Below are 16,312 nucleotides of genomic sequence, written 5' to 3'. Positions count from 1 at the left end.
CAGGCGTTAATACCTGGCGGGGCGGCGGAAGATTCCACCGCCCCGATGATCCCGGCCCCTAATTACTTAGTGGTCGAGACGTTTTTCAAATAGCCGTGGGCCTTTTCGTTCATAACCACGAAACCAAACTCGCCCAAAACTTCCTTGAGTTTGAAATCGCCATCGCTTGCGCGGTCGTGAATGTCGAACGGGCGATAAGGCAGCCAGCCGACTTTGTCCTTTTCGCACATGTACAAGCGATCTGTCGGGCAGAAGCGATCCAGCACGATCCGGAGTTTGCCCAGGTCGGTATCAATGTGCGTGATCCGGTGCCCGCCGCGTTCCTCGTCGATGGTCGTTTCGATGTTCTCTTTGTACAGGGTCGTCAGCTTGCGCCGTAGGCGGCTGTTTACGATCACCGTGTCCGGGTCGCCACCAGCGTCGAAACAATCCTGTTGCAAATTCTCGACATACTCGCGGGTCAAAGCGGCGCTTGAAAGGTCTTCGACGTTTGAGGTGACGAAGTATTCAAAACCGCCCGCAGCGCGGGAAATGTCATCGGTGCCGATGTAGCGGGAACCGTGATAAAAGATGCCTTGAAGGGCCAGGGCCAACTTGCCCGCCTTATTGCGGCCACCCATGCCGCCACCACCACCGATCAAGCGGGTGATGTGGTGCGCCATCTGGTCATTGATCCCGTACTGGCTATTGATCTGCGCGGACCCCGTGACCTTGACGGCCTCAGAAATAATCTGCGTATAGTTGTACGGAATCGAAAGGGCGGTCGTATGCCCGGTCGAGGCGCTTGCGCCCTCTTTGCGGGCAATCGTGACGATCTTCCACGGTGAATCGTCGTCGTGGGCCGCAGCGGTAGACCCGGCAAAACCACGTGTGACCGTGGCCGTGTCCGTCGCCACCGAAACGATGTAGATCAATTCGGTGCCCACTTTGACAATGTCGCCCGCTTTCATCAGGGCACCCTCACCCGTTTGCACGTCCATATCCGTTTCCGAATCGGTCAGGGCTTCGTTCAGCGTGCCCGCGCGCAAAGAAAGGGTATCTTCCAGCCATTCGTACTTGGTCGACGGCCAGTTTTGCAGCTTAAACTTTTTTACATTGTCGATCCCAAAGAGGTCCAGAAGGGCCGCCTCAGACGGATCAATCATCGAAATCAGATCGTTGACCGACCGCTTATTGGGGCCGGTGTCGGTATAAGTAGATCGAGGTCCAGTTGCCACGTTTGTTTATTCCAGTGGCGCTTCTTTAGCGCCCGTTCAAAAGGTCCAGCACGTACGCGTCGGCGTTACGTTCCCTCATAAGCTGTTGATAGCGCTGTTCTTGCCGAGTCGTCGGCGTACTTGGCGCACCCCCGCCCAGGTAGACCGCATTGGCTTCGCTGCGTTCGGCAGCCGCGGCGCGTGCTGGTTGCGATTGCCGCTTCATGTAATCCACGGCCTTGGCCCAAGCGGCTTGTGGGCTTTCGGCGTCTTGCAGTTCTTCGACAGGTGCGCCGGTCGTGTCGGCAATCTGTTGTAGATCGGCCTGGCGGGCGCGTTCCCGTTCTTGGTCTTGGAGTTGGGCTTGGGTTGCGTTGGCGAAGCCGTAAGCCTCGTCGCGTTCAAATTTCAGCCGTTCCACTTCGGTCATATCCCGCATCACCAACTCGCGGTTTTGTGCTTGCAGGCGTTGCACGTCCTCCTGCGCACGTCGCGCTTGGGCCGCAATTCGGCCCTGTTCGCTTTTGATGCGTTGCAACTCGCGTTTCGCTTCTAGGGCAGGATCAATCTGCGCTTGCGTGGCCGGGGTTGTGGCGGCCTGTTCTGGCGTTTGAATCTCGTTCGCTTGGGCCGTGCCCGTTTCTAGCGGGGCGGTGCCATCGATCTCGTTTTCTAGGGCCATTGGTCCTTCGTACTCCTGTCGAACACTTGTTCTGAAAAGAAAATAAAAAAAAGCGGGCAACTTTCTCGTTTTGAGAAAATTGCCCGCTAGGTCGAAACCCGGTAGGACTATGATTGCTTTACAGACGGGCCAGGCGGGACTTGAACCCGCACGGCCTAAGCGCCACTTTGATAAGCAGATCGGGTCAATTCCCGATCCAACCGCCTCTATATGGGCGGTAGCGTCTGCCAGATTCCGCCACTGGCCCGCCTGTCCTAAATGGGCCGCCCCTTAGACTTCCGGCGCTGCGCCTGCGTAGGGGTCGACGTTTTCCACTTACTGATCCCATCCTAGCAAATTGGAAAAGCGTGTCAATACCCTATTACGTCGTAATTACCACGAATTGCCACTTTTCCACACTTTGACCGGCTTGATTGGGTCGGGGCCAGTTCGATCCCCGGCCTTAATCCACCAATCCGGGCTAAAGTTGCGATGTTGGGCCGGGCGTGGGGCCTGCGTTTGTAGTTCCCGGCTTAGTTGTTCCGCTTGCACGTACGGCATATTTAGATCGACAGGTTGACCCCATCCGCCATCGTCGCCGCCGCCCCATCCACTATATCCACCACCGCCACCACCGCCCCCGTAAGACCGCCCACCGCCGCCGCCGTAGGATCGGGCAGCCCCGGCCCCAGCGGCCCGGCCTTGCCCGGCTTCGTTGCCGTACCACCAATCCATCATCGGGCCGAGATTGGGGAAGCGTTCATGGTAGGCCCGTTTTGTGGCCTTGTCCCACTTGGACGAATAGCCCGCCCAAACAGACCAAATGTCCTCGCCAAACATGCTTTCGGCTTCCGCAAAATCAGCGCCGAAATTATAGGCGAAGTCATCACCCGTCGCGCTTTCGTCAAAGTTGCCGGGCCGCCCGTTCACCCAGGCCGACAAAAGTTTTGCTTGCGGGTGCGCGTCCAGGTAGGCCGCCCGCGCCGCCTTGGCGTCGTCCGACTCATCGTACGGCGGGATATTGGCCCACTCCATCCAAGCATCGTCGCCAAATAGTTCCTTGGCCTGCTTGTATTCGTCCGGGTTGTATCCGGCCATCGTCATCACCCGCAATTCCGGGTGCGCCCGTTTGTACTCCTCGCGGGCCGCGCTATCCTTGGGCAGGTCGTAGTAAGCGTTCCACGTGGCCAGGCCATCGGCGTCAAACTCAGCGCCCACCGCCGCCGTGGCCGCGGCAAATTCCGGGTTGCCCTTGCCATATTTCCCGTAATTGGGGTTTTGGGCCGCCCAATCTTGCCAGGTGCGATCCCCCGCAGCGCCAGGCGTCACCGTTGCCCCCGTGGCCTCACCAGCCGCCGCCGCTTGCGTTTCCGTGGGCATAGTGGCCGATGGTGCGCCCACCGCCGCAAAATCGCCCCTAGAGGCCCCTGTGAACCCAGGGAAGAAGGACGCCGCGCCCGTCGTGGGCCGCCCCGCCTCATCTGTTACCGGCACCCGACCACTACCGACCGGGCGTTCCCCGGTATACGTGGCCGGGTCCAGCGGGGCCAGTTCGGGATCGCTTTGCGCCGGGGCCATCGTGCCTTTTAGCGCCTTATTCCACTCCCAATACCCCGACAATTCCGGGTGCGCCTTATAGTAGGCACTTTGGGCCGTTTTGCCGTCCGGGAAGTTGTCGACGATCTCAAAAATGTTAGGGCCAAAGATGCGGATCGCTTCGTTGTAGTCTTGCCCCCAATCCATGTAGACCGATCCGGCGTCCGGGTTGTATTGGCGACTTCGGCCCCGGACGTACATGTAAGCCGCATTGGCCCCCGGATGCTGCGCGTTATACTGATCAAGCTGCGCATAATAGGCGGCCAACTGATCTTCGGTGGCCCCGGTGCCAGGCCCCACGGGTCGATTGGCGTACACGGTCCAGGCGTCGGCCCCGAATTTTTCGGTAACTTCGTCGTATTTTTCGGGCGTGAAGCTGGCCACCATTGCTTGCGCGATAATCGGGTGCGCTGCTTTGAATTTGCGCCGTTCTTCGCTACCCTTGGGCAGGCCGTAGTATTGTTGCAGAAGGGCGGCAGCTTCCGCCCCGACCCGTTCGGTAACGGCGGCCTCACGTTCGGCCCATTGCGCCCGTGTCATTTCTTCTTGCAGGCTTACGGTATCGTCCCAGCCCTTATAATTCTCACCCGAAAAACGGTTCTCAAAGTTGCGCAAAAGTTCACTGGCGTATTGGTTTTTTACCAGCTTGACCAGTTCACCTTGCCACCCTTGCACGTCGGCCTGTTCGGTCGGGTCCAGGCGTAGCAGGCCCGCGACGTTTTGTTCGATCAGGTCGAATTGTTTGATCTTCCATTCGTTATACTGCGCGTAATAGGCCCGTTCCTGTTCCGGCGTCGCACTTTCGGGCATCACCGGCTTACCTTCGGGCACGCTGTACAAAATCCGGTTAAGTTCCCATTGGGCGCGTTCCTTGGGATTCATGCCCTTGGGCGGTTGGCCCGACCCTTCGTACGCTTGCGCCGAGGGGTATTTTTCATCTAGGGCCTTGACCCGCGCATAGAAGGGCGATTGGACACCGTCGATCTCGTCGCGAGTGGCGCCGGGATTTTTCGCCAAGAAGGCTTCGACCGCCGCGTTCATTTCGCCAAAAATGGTCTGCTTTTCGGCGCTTTTTTCGTTGTTCACCGATACCACGCCGGGCCGCATCGTGTCCAGGTTGTCGACATTTTGGCGCGTGCGGTACGATTCCGAACTATCGACGGCCTTGGCGGACTCCAAACTACCAAACTTATTTTCCGGGCCATATTGCAGACCGAAAAAGTCGTTGGTGTTTTCGGCGTTTTGTTGGTCGGCATCGTAAACCGTGTAGACCGGGCTACCCGTCGCCACGCCCGTCGCGCTGTTGAGTAGTTTTTCACCACCAACGCGCTGATAAGCGGCATCATAGATGGCCTTGGTGCGCGCCGTCATTGCCTCATGTTCGGGCAACGGCGCTTCGCCAGATTCCAGTTGGCGAATGTAATCTTGGACCAACAACGCTTCTTTTTCTGTGACTGGTTTTCCGTCAACGACAAGCCCTTCGACCGCCATCCGGTCAACTTCGCGCCCGGTCAAGTAGTTGCTGTTGGGTCTTTCCATAAACTCAGGTAGTTCGCCACCGCCAGCTTGCCACGCATCGCGGGCGATCCTTGTAATCGGTGTGACCGACATCCAGTCGATTTCATTGCCGCGCCCACTTGCCAACAACATAGCGTTACTCCAAGCTGTGTTGGGACCAAAGCCGGACGCTTTCAAGGATTCCACGTAATATTCGTAGGCGCTATTAGCATCTTCTGGATCGGCATACGTGTTTTGTCCAAATGTGCCACCAAACGGCAGCCAGTTTCCAAGCCGCACACGGTACTCAGTGCCGCCAATCTTGATTGGGACCGTGCCGCGGTCTCGCGGCGCAACGTCGCTTTGCTTGTCCTCGACCGTGTTCATTCGTTCGTAAAATGCCTGCTTGCTAACGATATTGGGTTGCGTCAAGAAACGTTCAATGAGGTTTTTGACGCTGCGGGTAAACCAGAAATGGTAAGGCACGCCCGCTGCCGAAATAATGTTGTCGATGTGATAGTTATTTGTAAAATCAACCATCGTGAACGATTGCATCTTGTTGCCAAAGTCGTTTGCCGTGATAACGATCTTGTCAAACTCTGGCAAAATGGTGCGCCGGAACATATCGATGAACCGCAATTGCTGATTAGGATTCAGCGCCGTTGGTGAAGCCGCCAAGATGCTATCTAGCCGTCTTTGGATGACGTTCTCCAAGTTGGTCAAAACATCGATCTGGCGCGTTGCCGTGTCGCTAAGTGTCCATGATTTAATATTGCCGCTATTGGTGCCGCGCTTGGTCGTGGCTTCCACGACTTCGTTCATCGTCGCTTGCGGGCCGTTCTTCATGTTGCCGATATTGAGTAAGTTTTCGTCTTTTGTCTCACTCCATAGCCGCACCGACTCCGGGCCACCCAACGCGCCATCATAACCGGCCACGCCGACCTCATCGGGCATTACGTCGTCAATCGTATCTAGCGCCGTGATGACTTCGCGTCGATTCATGCGCGCTAGTTGTTCAGGCGTGTAACCGTTGGCCGCCAAGTCAACGCCGCGCGCTTCGATGATCGCATCACGATCCATCTTGCTATAAGTTTTTGCCTGTTGAACCGTTGCCGCCGACTTGTCCGTTTGGCGCTTCATATTCGAGTAATCGGTAATGAAGGTTTCAATATCTTTTTGACTGTCGATCCGGTTGCCAGCGATCACGGAACCGTACAAATCTTCGGCCAAATCTTCGGGCACGTTCACGACGCCGTTCCGTTGATACTGCATCACCAACGTGTCCAGCGACGGCAATTCCCACTCGCCCACGGCGATCCGTTCCCATTCGGCGCGCATTGTATTGCGCGCTTCTGCAATGGCGGCGATTTGTTCCTTGGCAATGTCGCCCATGTTGGGAAGGTTGGACTTCGTAACACCAACCACAGGCGGAGGCATCACCGTTCGTGCAGGTAGACCGCCAGTCGACTGTTGGGTTGCGCCACTCGTATTCCATATCGATTCGGCGCGCTTGGCATCGCGTTCCTTATAAGCTATCTCTGTAGCCGTGGGTGTCCCAGGAGGGCGGACAGGTGGCGCTTCTGGCGTATTCTTTAGCACGAATTGCGCCGAGGCGATATTGTCCAACTCCATTTCAACGGCGATCTTGGATTCTTTCGACAGGTTTTTGTATTTGTCGATGACCGTATTGGGCACAAAGAATTGTTCCGACGTAACAACGCCGGTTGTTTTCTTGGCATCCTCACCAGGAATGTAATGGACTTTTCCATCATCGAGGGCGACAGCCCACATGCCTTTGTTTTTGCCGGTGCCAGGGCCAATCAGTGTCACTTGACCCATTGTTCCGCCCAGGTCGAAACTTAGGTCTTTGCGCGCACCGCCGCCGATCCCTTCGGATACAATTTGACGCGTGGTTGCCGCCCAACGTTCGACTTGCCCGTCACGGACTTCACGCCAGATCTGATTTCTGATAGCGAAGTATTTTTGGTAAGCCTCATCAATTTTCTTTTTATTGCCACTAGCTAACGCGGGCCGGACCACATCATCAAACGTTTTTTGGAGATAGGCCGATCCTTGGGCGCCAATGTAACGGGCGTCCTTTTCGGCGCTGATAATGTAATCCATTGCGCCATCGACTTGGAAGCGACGCGCCGCAGCAAAAGCGGTCGTTACCGCCTTATCTTCCATTGCGCGCCCGGCCTCGATGACGCCTTTCATGCGGCTGTCAAACTTTCCGGCGCCAACTTCCACATCCATCGCGGCGCGTAGTTCGGCGTTTGACTTTTCCGCCTGCTTCTGAAAAATATCCCAGGCCGAAAAATTTGTCTTGACAGGCAAGCCACTCGTCAGACCCGTTTGGGCGTCGGCCAATATAATCCCGGCCTTATCACCGTATTCTTGCCACAGCGCCGCGGCCCTTGGATAATAGACCGTTTTCCACGTGTCACCGCCCGCTTCCATTGCTTCTTCGGCCAGTTTCCCAATCTCCATACGGATACCGGCTTTTAGGTCGTAAAGTTCCATCCACGTATTGTAGAGAACATAGCGCTGTTTCGGATCGCCCGCTTCCGCAATCATAGCCGACAACGTGTCAAGTTGGTTTTGAACTTGTTTTTGCGCTTCAAGGCCAATTTCAAGTTCTGCATTCACGGCAGCCGGATCGGCGCCCGCCTTAATAAACGCCTTGGCGTCGGTTTGCATGTCGGCCACGTCGCGCGTGTTGTCCATCTGAGAGAACACGGTGCGCCCGGTTACAGGTGGATCGGTTAGTAGGTAGTTTTCCCACCGGAAACGTTCTTTAAGCATCAAGTCGGCAATTGCGTTGCGCGTGGCGTCAAGGTCAGCCGGATTGGCAGTAGCAATAATTTTGTTAAATTCGGTCAGGCCGTCCGGTGTAAGCGCTTCCACGAAGATCGGATTTAGATCGCCCAGGTCAAACGGGCGCGTTCTACCCGCCACAATGTCGCCCACCGTCTTGATCATGGCTTGTTTGTCGCCGTGGCGACCAGCATCACGAATTGCACCCATGAACGACTTTCGGAACGACGGATCGTCAATACCAACGGCGTCAAAAATAGCGTTGACATTTACGTTAATCGACCGTTCCCAAAACCTATCGAACGAACGTTTGAATGCGCCGTACCAAGCGCGGGCCGCCAAGTTTTCTTCACCCAAGCCGACCCGTCCACCCGTCAACGGCACCGACGCCTTGCCGCCACGGATTTGACCCAGGCCGATGCCGCCGACAAATTCTTTTGCCGTCGTGTCGCCCGCCATGCGCAGGTTGAGTTGCCCGCCACCACCAAACCGCGCGGCGTGTTCCATAATGTCGTCAATCCTACGGAATGACCAATTGCCGTCCGTGATCAGTTGCATATTGGCACCGACCGCATTTGTCACAATCGATCCAGGCGACAAGTTTAGACTGATAGCCGATTGAATTTTACGCTGTGTACTGCCAATATTCCGCACGAAGTTAGGATCAGTGATCTTGCCAACCTTCGCTTGTTGTTCAATCGCCATTGCCGACCGCCGCGCCGCCGCGGCGGCCATCTCGTCCGACGATCCAAGTAATGTGCCCTTACTGTCAATATAGTCAATCACCGCTTGACCGTTGCCCGTCATGCGCGCAGTCGCCTTTGTGGTGCCGATGGGCGCTTCACCAAACGCCGTCGCCACGTTATAAACGCGGGCACCGCCTTGATTCAGGTTAGCGACCAACTCATCCATGAACGGAATCTTGTCGATTAGGCCAGCTTTGGACAATGTAGCGCTGTTTAGGATTTCGCCAACCACGGATCGATAACTCCTTTGCAACGCATCGACAAATTGTTTATTGAAGACTTGCGGCGCAAACTTTACGACGCCATTATGGGCCAAGTCTTGTAGACCTGCGCCACTAAACACGTTGGCTGGAACACCCTTTACGAGTTGGGCCGGATCGGTTGCCAGAATACGCAAGATGGTTTTTATGTCGTCGGTCGTGTCGGCGTCTCTAATCAAGACGGCGATCCCACTGAAAAGCGTTTTTGATTCTTGCGCCGCCTTGGTGACTTTGGGCGTAAAGATGGCCGTGTCGACTTGGTCCAGGAAACTCATTCCAGGGACATTTTTGGCAATCGCTGCAATATCCGGGCCAAAGTCGAATTTACCAGCCGTTGTCAACGCTTTAATCACAGTCGTTTCGTCTAGTTTGTCGGCAGCGCTAACAGCCTTGCTAAGACGCCGCGCACCGGGCGCAAGGCTTACAAGCGCACCAGCGGCACCCGTAACCCAATCAAGCGGGTCGACTAGGATACCAAGCGCCAGCGTTCGCAGAACGTCGGTATGCTGATCAACAATGTCGTTTGGCGTCATTTTGCGCAAGTCGTTAGCTTGCATACCGAGATCGGCAGCCGCGGCCTGCATCGCCTTACGGTCCTCGTCGGTCATGTTTCGGGCATCAATGACTTGTTGCGCCAGCTTCTTGGCTTCATCGGAAAGCACCGGATCAAGCAACGCCGCTTCTGGATTCGTGGCAATCTGCCAAATCTTTTCTTTACTCGCCGGGTCCGTTCTTGGATCGTAGGCCATCGCCGCGATCTGTTCTTCAAACACCGTCATACCGTCGCCGTTCGCCATCGCCAAAAGCCGGGCCGCTTCCGCTTCCATCTTTGCCACGGTTTCATCTTGTGTCGCAAGGTCGCGCAGGGCCGATTCTTGACTTTCAACGCTACTAAAAGAAAGCATCGTTTTCACAACAGCTTCTTGGTTGGCGATTTCTTCTGGCGTCAAACCAACTTTATCGGCATCATCCATCGTACTCGCTGCAACACCTTCGCCTATATTTCGGTAAAAGTTGTCCATGAATGCATTACCGAGTTGATTAATCGGCGAATTATTATTCCATTTCTCCCACGGATCGGTTGTAGCGTCCTCCTTACCGATTGGGTTGTAGTCGTCCGAGAATGGATTAAGCGTATCGTTGACCGTCTCAAAGAAAGCGTTACTCGCCTGACCGATATTGGCGTCATTCGTGACGGTCACTTCACCCGTTTCGGGATCGACAATGGGTGTTGGCACCCGCGTCGACAATGCATCCGTACTCAATGCACTCAACCAATCAGCGCCGTTCCATGCCAAGTCGCCAGCACCGCGCCACAACTCACCAACGCCAGGGATGGACTCTGTGTTTTTGGACAGGTTAGACCAAAGGCGACCTGGATCGAAGTACCCACCCAATCCGGCGTCAGGGTTATCTACCGTTCCATCCAGATGGTGACCGGCAGAGTTAATGACGCCTTTAAATGGGTTTTCAAACGTCATGTCCCCCACATTACTTTTGTCTTGGGCTTCGCGTTCTCTGATTTGTTCGTCGCGATAATCCCATGCCGGATTATTCGTCGCGCCCGTGTCAGGCCGCAAGAAGTCTTTGGCCGCGCCCATCTGTTGCACGCCGTACTCTAGGGCCGCGCCCGCCCCAATCGGGCTATCTTTGCCCCAATCGGTGTACCAGGGCTTTTTCTTGACCGGGAACGCTTCATCGTCTTTCGTCCGTTCGGGCCGCCACCCACGGGGATCAAGTGCGGTCGTCGGCGCTTGGGCGATCTGCGTTTGGTTTAGGTCGGCCACGCCCGTATCGGGGCGATCCGAGGTTAGGCCGATCTCCATTGGCCGCCCAACCGGGATCAGGGCCGGTGTGTCCTTGCCCATGCCCGCAGGGCCATAAGGCATCGGCGTATAACGGTCCGGTTTGTCATTATCCTTTTTCATTTCGGGCACTTGGTAAGGCACCGGCACATAGCGCGCCGGTTGCGCCTGATCGTCTTTCGTGCGATCACTGGCGGCGGGCACAAACTTGATCGGCGCGTAGACCGGGTTACGGGCAGGCGCTTTCACCGGGGCCTTGGTCGGTTGCGCGCCGTAGCCCGCAAAGAATTGCGGTTTTTCCTGTTTGGCCGCTTGCGCCTGCGCTTGGGTTTGTGGCCCGTACTGCTGGCGCTGCGCGTCGCGCTTGGCTTTTTCTTCGTTGCGCTTTTTGGTTTCCGCTTGGCGGCGGCGTTGTTCCAAAATTTCTTCGATTGAACTGATTGCCATAGATTACCCCTAAACCGCACAGGACGGGCAAGGCTGATTTATACCACCACTAACGACGAAACATACACCGCGCCCCCGTGGCGAAGTAGGGCGGGCCGTGCTGCGTGCCCGTGGCCCCGTCAAAGAGGGCTAACCACGGGAAAGGGGCGACTTCGTGGCGCAACTTCCACCCGGCCCCGTAATTGAACAAGCGGAGGTTGTGATCCCCGATACGGAGGAACACATACACCCCCCGCTTGCCCAGGTAAAAATTAAAAGGGTATTTTCCTTCGCGGAAAGAAATTTCCTTTACCAACTGCGTACCCATTTCAGCGCGGTTTGCTGATCGCGCCCCGTGGCCGCCATTAGCGCTTGGCGTTCTTGACTCGCCATCTGTTCGCGTGAGATTTGGCCCTGTTGCGTCAATTGCTGCTGCTGGTAGGCCGCTTGGGTGGCCTGTTGCAACTCTTGCAAGTTCATGCCCCGCGTGTCAATGCCCATCGAATGAAGCATCTGCTGCGATTGCATGGCCTGCGCGTTTTGGGCTAGGCCGTACTGTTGGGATTGGCCCTGTTCCTGCATGTTTTGATTGCGCACATTCAGGCCCATTTGTTGATTTTGCAGGCCGTAGTTTTGGCTGTTCTGCAATTCCTGCAAACTCATGCCCCGGTTATCCAGGCCATATTGCCGGGTGCTGTTCAACTCCTGCAAGCCCATGCCCCGGTTATCCAGGCCGTATTGCCGATTGCTGTTCAACTCCTGCAAATTCATGCCCCGCGTATCCATGCCTTGCTGGAAATTTTGCTGGTTTTGTTGTAGCCCAAAATTTTGGTCGAATTGATTATTGGTCTGTTCAAACTGGCGATCCCACTGGTTGACGCCGGTTTGGTACGACTGTTCGGCCATATTCTGCTGGCGCGTGTCCATGCCCTGCTGAAAGGTCTGTTGTTCACGGGTCAAGCCGTAGTTTCGATCATCGCGCCGGGTCGACTCGCCAAAATCACGGTCGTATTGGTAGGCGTTTTGGGCCATCTGCACATACGGCTGATTCATTTGCGCGTATTCTTGGGCAATACGCGGGTTGTCGTTGCGGGCCGCGGCGTACTGATCCCACGTAAACGGCAAACCCTGCTGACCTGGCCCTTGCGGGATGTTGCCATACATCGGGCCGTGCGAATTATCGCCCCCGCCCACGGGCACGCGTTCCGGTTGGCCGCCACCGCCCGTCCAATAGTCATTGCTTCCGCCGTTCGGGCCGGTCTGTCGCGTCTGCTGGCCACCGCCACCCCCGGAATTTTGCCCGTATTGGTAGTTAATATGTGGCGACCCGTCCGGGTTGACGTAATCCACCCAGGGCGACCCGTAAGGGTCCGGGTTGGGTTGCGGTTGCCCGTTGCCCCCGCTGTACTGTTGCGGGGCGTTCTGGCCCTGCGTGCCGGTCGTGGGCCGGTTGGTCGGTTGCGTGCTTTGGCCGGGCGTGCCGCTGGCCATACCTTGCCCTTGCAGGCTACGGCCCGGAACACCCGTGCCCGGCTGATAAACTTGCGCCGGGCCACGATAGCCGCCCGTTTGGACGGCAGGTTGGGCACCGGGCGAGGTCATCGTCATGCCGCGAGTATTACCGCCCGGCAGCGCCCCGCCACCCATGCGCGTATCCATGCCGTATTGGTTCGGGTTGGCCATGCCTGTCACCGGGCCTTGGCCGTTCGGGTTGGCCATGCCCGTCGCCGGGCCACGATAGCCGCCCGTTGCCGCCTGTTGCCCTTGTCGCGTGGCCATGCCCTGCTGCTGGTTTTGCGCCTGGCTATTCCAGCCCGCCGACCCACCACCGCCCCCTTGGGGCATAGCGTAGCGATTGGGTTGCGCCTGCGCGCCGCCCCCGTAGCCGGGTTGTGATCCTTCGCCCCTACGGGCAAAATCGTACGGTGTTGCCATTTTGTTTTACTCCATTGCCACCAGGGGCAGAAATACGGTATTGATCGTAATGGGCGAGGGCGTAGCGGTTGGCGCCTGCGCCGGTTCAGCGATTGGTTGTTCACCCGCGCGGGCGTTCAAGGGCAACAGACAGGCCATGCCCAGGGTTAGAAAGATTGCTATTTCGATGTAATTACCACGTAATAGGCTTTTCATTAGTGCGATCATGTTTTTTCCTCTATTTGCGAAAGGCATCGATCCGCCCGTTCTTTTCGTCGGTCGTGTGCCCATCGTAGGCGACGCCGTGTTGCGGAAGGTGCCAAGATACTTGTCCGGTCGGAAGTTCGATAAAAGCGGCGGGCCAATCCGGTTCTTGCGGGTCGATGCGAAAACCGGCCACCAGGCCCGCCCCCAGGGCCACAAACACGGCCCCAATTACGAATCGGTTGCGTGTCTCATAATCGCCCGCCCGGTCGGCGTTCTGGATGACGTACAGGGCCGCCTTGAGTTCAACGAATTGATCCGCGTCCACTTAACCCCCTTGCGGCAGCCCTTGCAGCCGGTTCAATTCCTGCGCGGGCGGCATCGGGCGGCCTGTCAGTCGTGCCCATTCGATTGGGTCCATATCGGCAGGCATCCCCATCATTTCGGGCGTCAGTTGCCCGGATAGTTCGGGCGGAATGCCCCCGCCCATCGGGCCGGTTAGCACGGCCTCAGATTGGCCGGGCGGCATCGGCGGCCCCTGTTGCATCATGCCAGGCGGCGGCCCCTGCATTGGCGGCCCTTGCGGCGGCCCCATCATTTCAGGCGGGGCGGGCGGCGGTTCGGGCGGCGGCGGCGGGACAATGCCCAATTCTTCTTTCCAGTTTTTGCCAAAGTACAATTCCAGGGCCGAATCTTGGGCCACTGGCGCGATGGCCTCACTATTAAAGGCTTTTTCCAACTCCACCCGCGCTTGTTCATCGGACGGGATTGTGATCGACATGAATTTATCGCGATAGGTGCGGATCGAGATGATCCCGGCTTCCACCAGGCGAAGGCCCAGCGTTTGCACCTGTTGCAAGTCTTGCGGCACTTGCGGCTTGAGACTCACCACCACGTCGCAAAAGTCTTGGGCCTCTTTTTTGGTCATCGACAGGCGATACGCTTTGGTTGTCCGGTCGTCAATGCCCCAGGCCGCCACGCCGTCCTTGTTGTCACCAAAGGCAGCCACCAGGCCCAGCACCATTTGGCAGACACGGGCGATCCCAAACTCCAAGTTTTCAAGGGTCGATTTGATGCGCCCCTTGGCGGCATCCGACAACAAACTCACGCCGTACCCGGCAGACAGTTCGCCCGGTGCCTTACCGTACATCACGCCCGGAAAGGTCGAGTTTTGGATTTCGGCGTCGATGCGCCCGTCCATGAGTGTCGCAAGCGGCACATTGGGCGAGATTTGAATCACGTTCGTCGTGGTGCCCATCGGCAAATGGGTCGTTTCGCCCGGCTTGATTTTAATGTCGCCCACTTCTTCACCGTGTTCATTCATCACCGTGATCGACGGCCAGAAGTACCACAAGAGGCCGGTGCCCATCTGCGACGCCAGGCGGTTTTGGTAGGGCCACAACTCGCGGATCGGGTCCAGGATCGACATGCCCCGGTATTCTTCATCCTCGATTGGGGCCGTGTCGCCATAATTTTCGATGATCGGAATATCCGGGTAATCGGTGCGCGAGGGCTTTTTGGCAAAGCGCCCGTTGACCAAAATGGCGTTCCAAATGTCGCCCGTCGTCGGGCTAGTCCACCAAAAATCGACCACCTCGACCGTGTCTTTTTCGGTGCGTACGTCGTCGCCCGTGTCGACCGCTACGATTTCATCCAGCTTTAGCTTGGGAAAACTCGCCATGACGTTCAGGCGTTCCTCGTCGCATTTGTGGTAGGCCCAATGGGTATAGATCGGGCCACGTTTGATCCCCACGTTCAGCGGGTCCAACGTCCGGATCAAGATCGGCAGCGTCGTCTTTTTCAGGCGTTCCGGCAGCACATCCCCGATCCATTTGACTTCAAAACAGAAGCGGCCCCGGACCAACGATTGCCAAGTGGCGTCGCTGATCAAGTTGCGGTTTTGCTGGCGATTGGCCGACTGAAAGACGGCAGACAGCCAGGCTTCGGTTTTTTCGGCCAGGGCGTCGGCTTCCTTGGACACCTTGGGGCTTGGCACGTCGATCTTGGGCAAGGTCGAGATCAACCGCTGCGCCAGGTTGACGACGTTGCGCGGCGTGGGCAGCGTGACCTGTTCTTGGGCGTTTTGTTCGACGGCTTCCAGGGGCGTCAGTTCAAATTGCTTTAGCCGCCACATATTTTCCCAAATTTCGGCCTTAATGGCGTAATTGTTGCGTTCGGCTTCGGTTCGACTCACCCGATCCAAAATCTGCTGTTCTGTCAGTCTCATTTCGTTGTAATTTCCACACAATAGAAAAAGCGGGCAACCTGTATCAGATGATACAAATTGCCCGCTAGGTTTTGCCCGGTAGGACTATTATTCGATTAGGTGTGCAAGGCTGGAATCGGACCAGCGAAGGCATTGCGCCAGGCGATTTACAGTCGCCGCCCTTTGGCCGCTTGGATACTTACACAAAGGCGAGTGCGGTAGGATTTGAACCTACAACCGGCAGTTTTGGAGACTGCTGCGCTACCGTTGCGCCACGGCACCCGAAACATTCTTACATAAACGTCCTGACAATGGCCGCCAATTCTTCATCGGTCTTGGGCCATTCTTCGCTTTTTTCCGGTGCCCGCCTCATTAGCATAAAAGCCTGCGTGTACAAATGGTGCATCAGGGCCAAATGGCGAATCTGATCGCGCACGCCGCACAAATGCAGATAGCCGCCCCCGTCGCCAAATGTAAAATGACTGCACGAATCCCATTTGATCATACAAGTCAGATAGGGCAACGTTTCAGACGGGACCGTATACTCGCCCGTGGCCGGGTCCTCTGTGTAGCCCTCGATTTCGTCGACCTGAAAATCGACGGTGTAATCGTGAACGTCGGTCGGCGTGATCATAAAGCCGACAAACTGATAAGCCGGGCGTGGCGACTTGGGCGGGTTCGGATCAAAGCCCAACGTCGGCATGTTGGCGTTAGCTTTGGCGAGTAGCAATTGGAGGTCCAGACGGTTTTTTTGCAACTTTTTTTCCCTTATCTTTCCGGGGCGGACGGGTGCGATCCAGTCCTGTCGCTGCCTCGATGGCCCCTGTGTTCATAATAGCAGTTTGACGAAACGAATGCAATACTACCGCTAGAATCCGTTCCAGGTCATCCACCCGGCCCCGCAGGGCTTGAAACTGTTCTGCTGTTATTTCCAATATGCCCTCTTAATGACTTTTTTCGTCTTGCGCTTTTTTTCAAGCAAGG

At 56.6% G+C, this 16,312-nt stretch carries 8 protein-coding genes and 3 tRNA genes; all 11 read right to left on the bottom strand.

Annotation, left to right across the window (positions count from 1 at the left end; translation table 11 throughout):
* Positions 1 to 62: 62 nt before the first annotated feature.
* The 11 genes from IPL32_18255 to IPL32_18205 all read right to left on the bottom strand — a co-directional run bounded on the left by IPL32_18255 (position 63) and on the right by IPL32_18205 (position 16,085).
* On the bottom strand, positions 63 to 1,217 hold the full coding sequence (locus tag IPL32_18255) for a DUF5309 family protein (GenBank protein MBK8467758.1): 1,155 nt from the start codon (positions 1,215 to 1,217) through the stop codon (positions 63 to 65).
* 25 nt (positions 1,218 to 1,242) lie between these two features.
* Complete coding sequence (locus IPL32_18250) at positions 1,243 to 1,878, bottom strand: hypothetical protein (GenBank protein MBK8467757.1); 636 nt, start codon at positions 1,876 to 1,878, stop codon at positions 1,243 to 1,245.
* Between the two features lie 125 nt (positions 1,879 to 2,003).
* Positions 2,004 to 2,125 (bottom strand) — tRNA-OTHER (locus IPL32_18245).
* 125 nt (positions 2,126 to 2,250) lie between these two features.
* Complete coding sequence (locus IPL32_18240) at positions 2,251 to 11,025, bottom strand: hypothetical protein (protein ID MBK8467756.1); 8,775 nt, start codon at positions 11,023 to 11,025, stop codon at positions 2,251 to 2,253.
* Between the two features lie 288 nt (positions 11,026 to 11,313).
* Complete coding sequence (locus tag IPL32_18235; protein ID MBK8467755.1) at positions 11,314 to 12,939, bottom strand: hypothetical protein; 1,626 nt, start codon at positions 12,937 to 12,939, stop codon at positions 11,314 to 11,316.
* A 6-nt stretch (positions 12,940 to 12,945) separates the two neighbouring features.
* On the bottom strand, positions 12,946 to 13,146 hold the full coding sequence (locus IPL32_18230; protein MBK8467754.1) for a hypothetical protein: 201 nt from the start codon (positions 13,144 to 13,146) through the stop codon (positions 12,946 to 12,948).
* A gap of 10 nt (positions 13,147 to 13,156) precedes the next feature.
* The gene (locus IPL32_18225; GenBank protein ID MBK8467753.1) at positions 13,157 to 13,450 is read right to left on the bottom strand and encodes a hypothetical protein; all 294 of its coding nucleotides are present in this window, start codon (positions 13,448 to 13,450) and stop codon (positions 13,157 to 13,159) included.
* Complete coding sequence (locus IPL32_18220; protein ID MBK8467752.1) at positions 13,451 to 15,349, bottom strand: hypothetical protein; 1,899 nt, start codon at positions 15,347 to 15,349, stop codon at positions 13,451 to 13,453.
* A 100-nt stretch (positions 15,350 to 15,449) separates the two neighbouring features.
* Positions 15,450 to 15,533 (bottom strand) — tRNA-Tyr (locus IPL32_18215).
* Between the two features lie 5 nt (positions 15,534 to 15,538).
* Positions 15,539 to 15,611, bottom strand: a tRNA-Trp gene (locus IPL32_18210).
* 9 nt (positions 15,612 to 15,620) lie between these two features.
* Positions 15,621 to 16,085, bottom strand: a complete 465-nt coding sequence (locus IPL32_18205; protein ID MBK8467751.1) for a hypothetical protein — start codon at positions 16,083 to 16,085, stop codon at positions 15,621 to 15,623.
* Between the last annotated feature and the right edge of the window lie 227 nt (positions 16,086 to 16,312).

It is taken from the genome of Chloracidobacterium sp., assembly GCA_016711345.1.
Classification (GTDB): domain Bacteria; phylum Acidobacteriota; class Blastocatellia; order Pyrinomonadales; family Pyrinomonadaceae; genus OLB17.
Note: the sequence above shows the minus strand (reverse complement) of the source record. Positions and strands in the feature narration are given on the sequence as shown.

What these genes read in the sequence shown, in the direction of transcription:
- IPL32_18250 (MBK8467757.1), bottom strand. Translation starts at nt 1,878, where the DNA reads ATGGCCCTAGAAAACGAGATCGATGGCACCGCCCCGCTAGAAACGGGC.
- IPL32_18240 (MBK8467756.1), bottom strand. Translation starts at nt 11,025, where the DNA reads ATGGCAATCAGTTCAATCGAAGAAATTTTGGAACAACGCCGCCGCCAA.
- IPL32_18220 (MBK8467752.1), bottom strand. Translation starts at nt 15,349, where the DNA reads ATGAGACTGACAGAACAGCAGATTTTGGATCGGGTGAGTCGAACCGAA.
- IPL32_18235 (MBK8467755.1), bottom strand. Translation starts at nt 12,939, where the DNA reads ATGGCAACACCGTACGATTTTGCCCGTAGGGGCGAAGGATCACAACCC.
- IPL32_18230 (MBK8467754.1), bottom strand. Translation starts at nt 13,146, where the DNA reads ATGATCGCACTAATGAAAAGCCTATTACGTGGTAATTACATCGAAATA.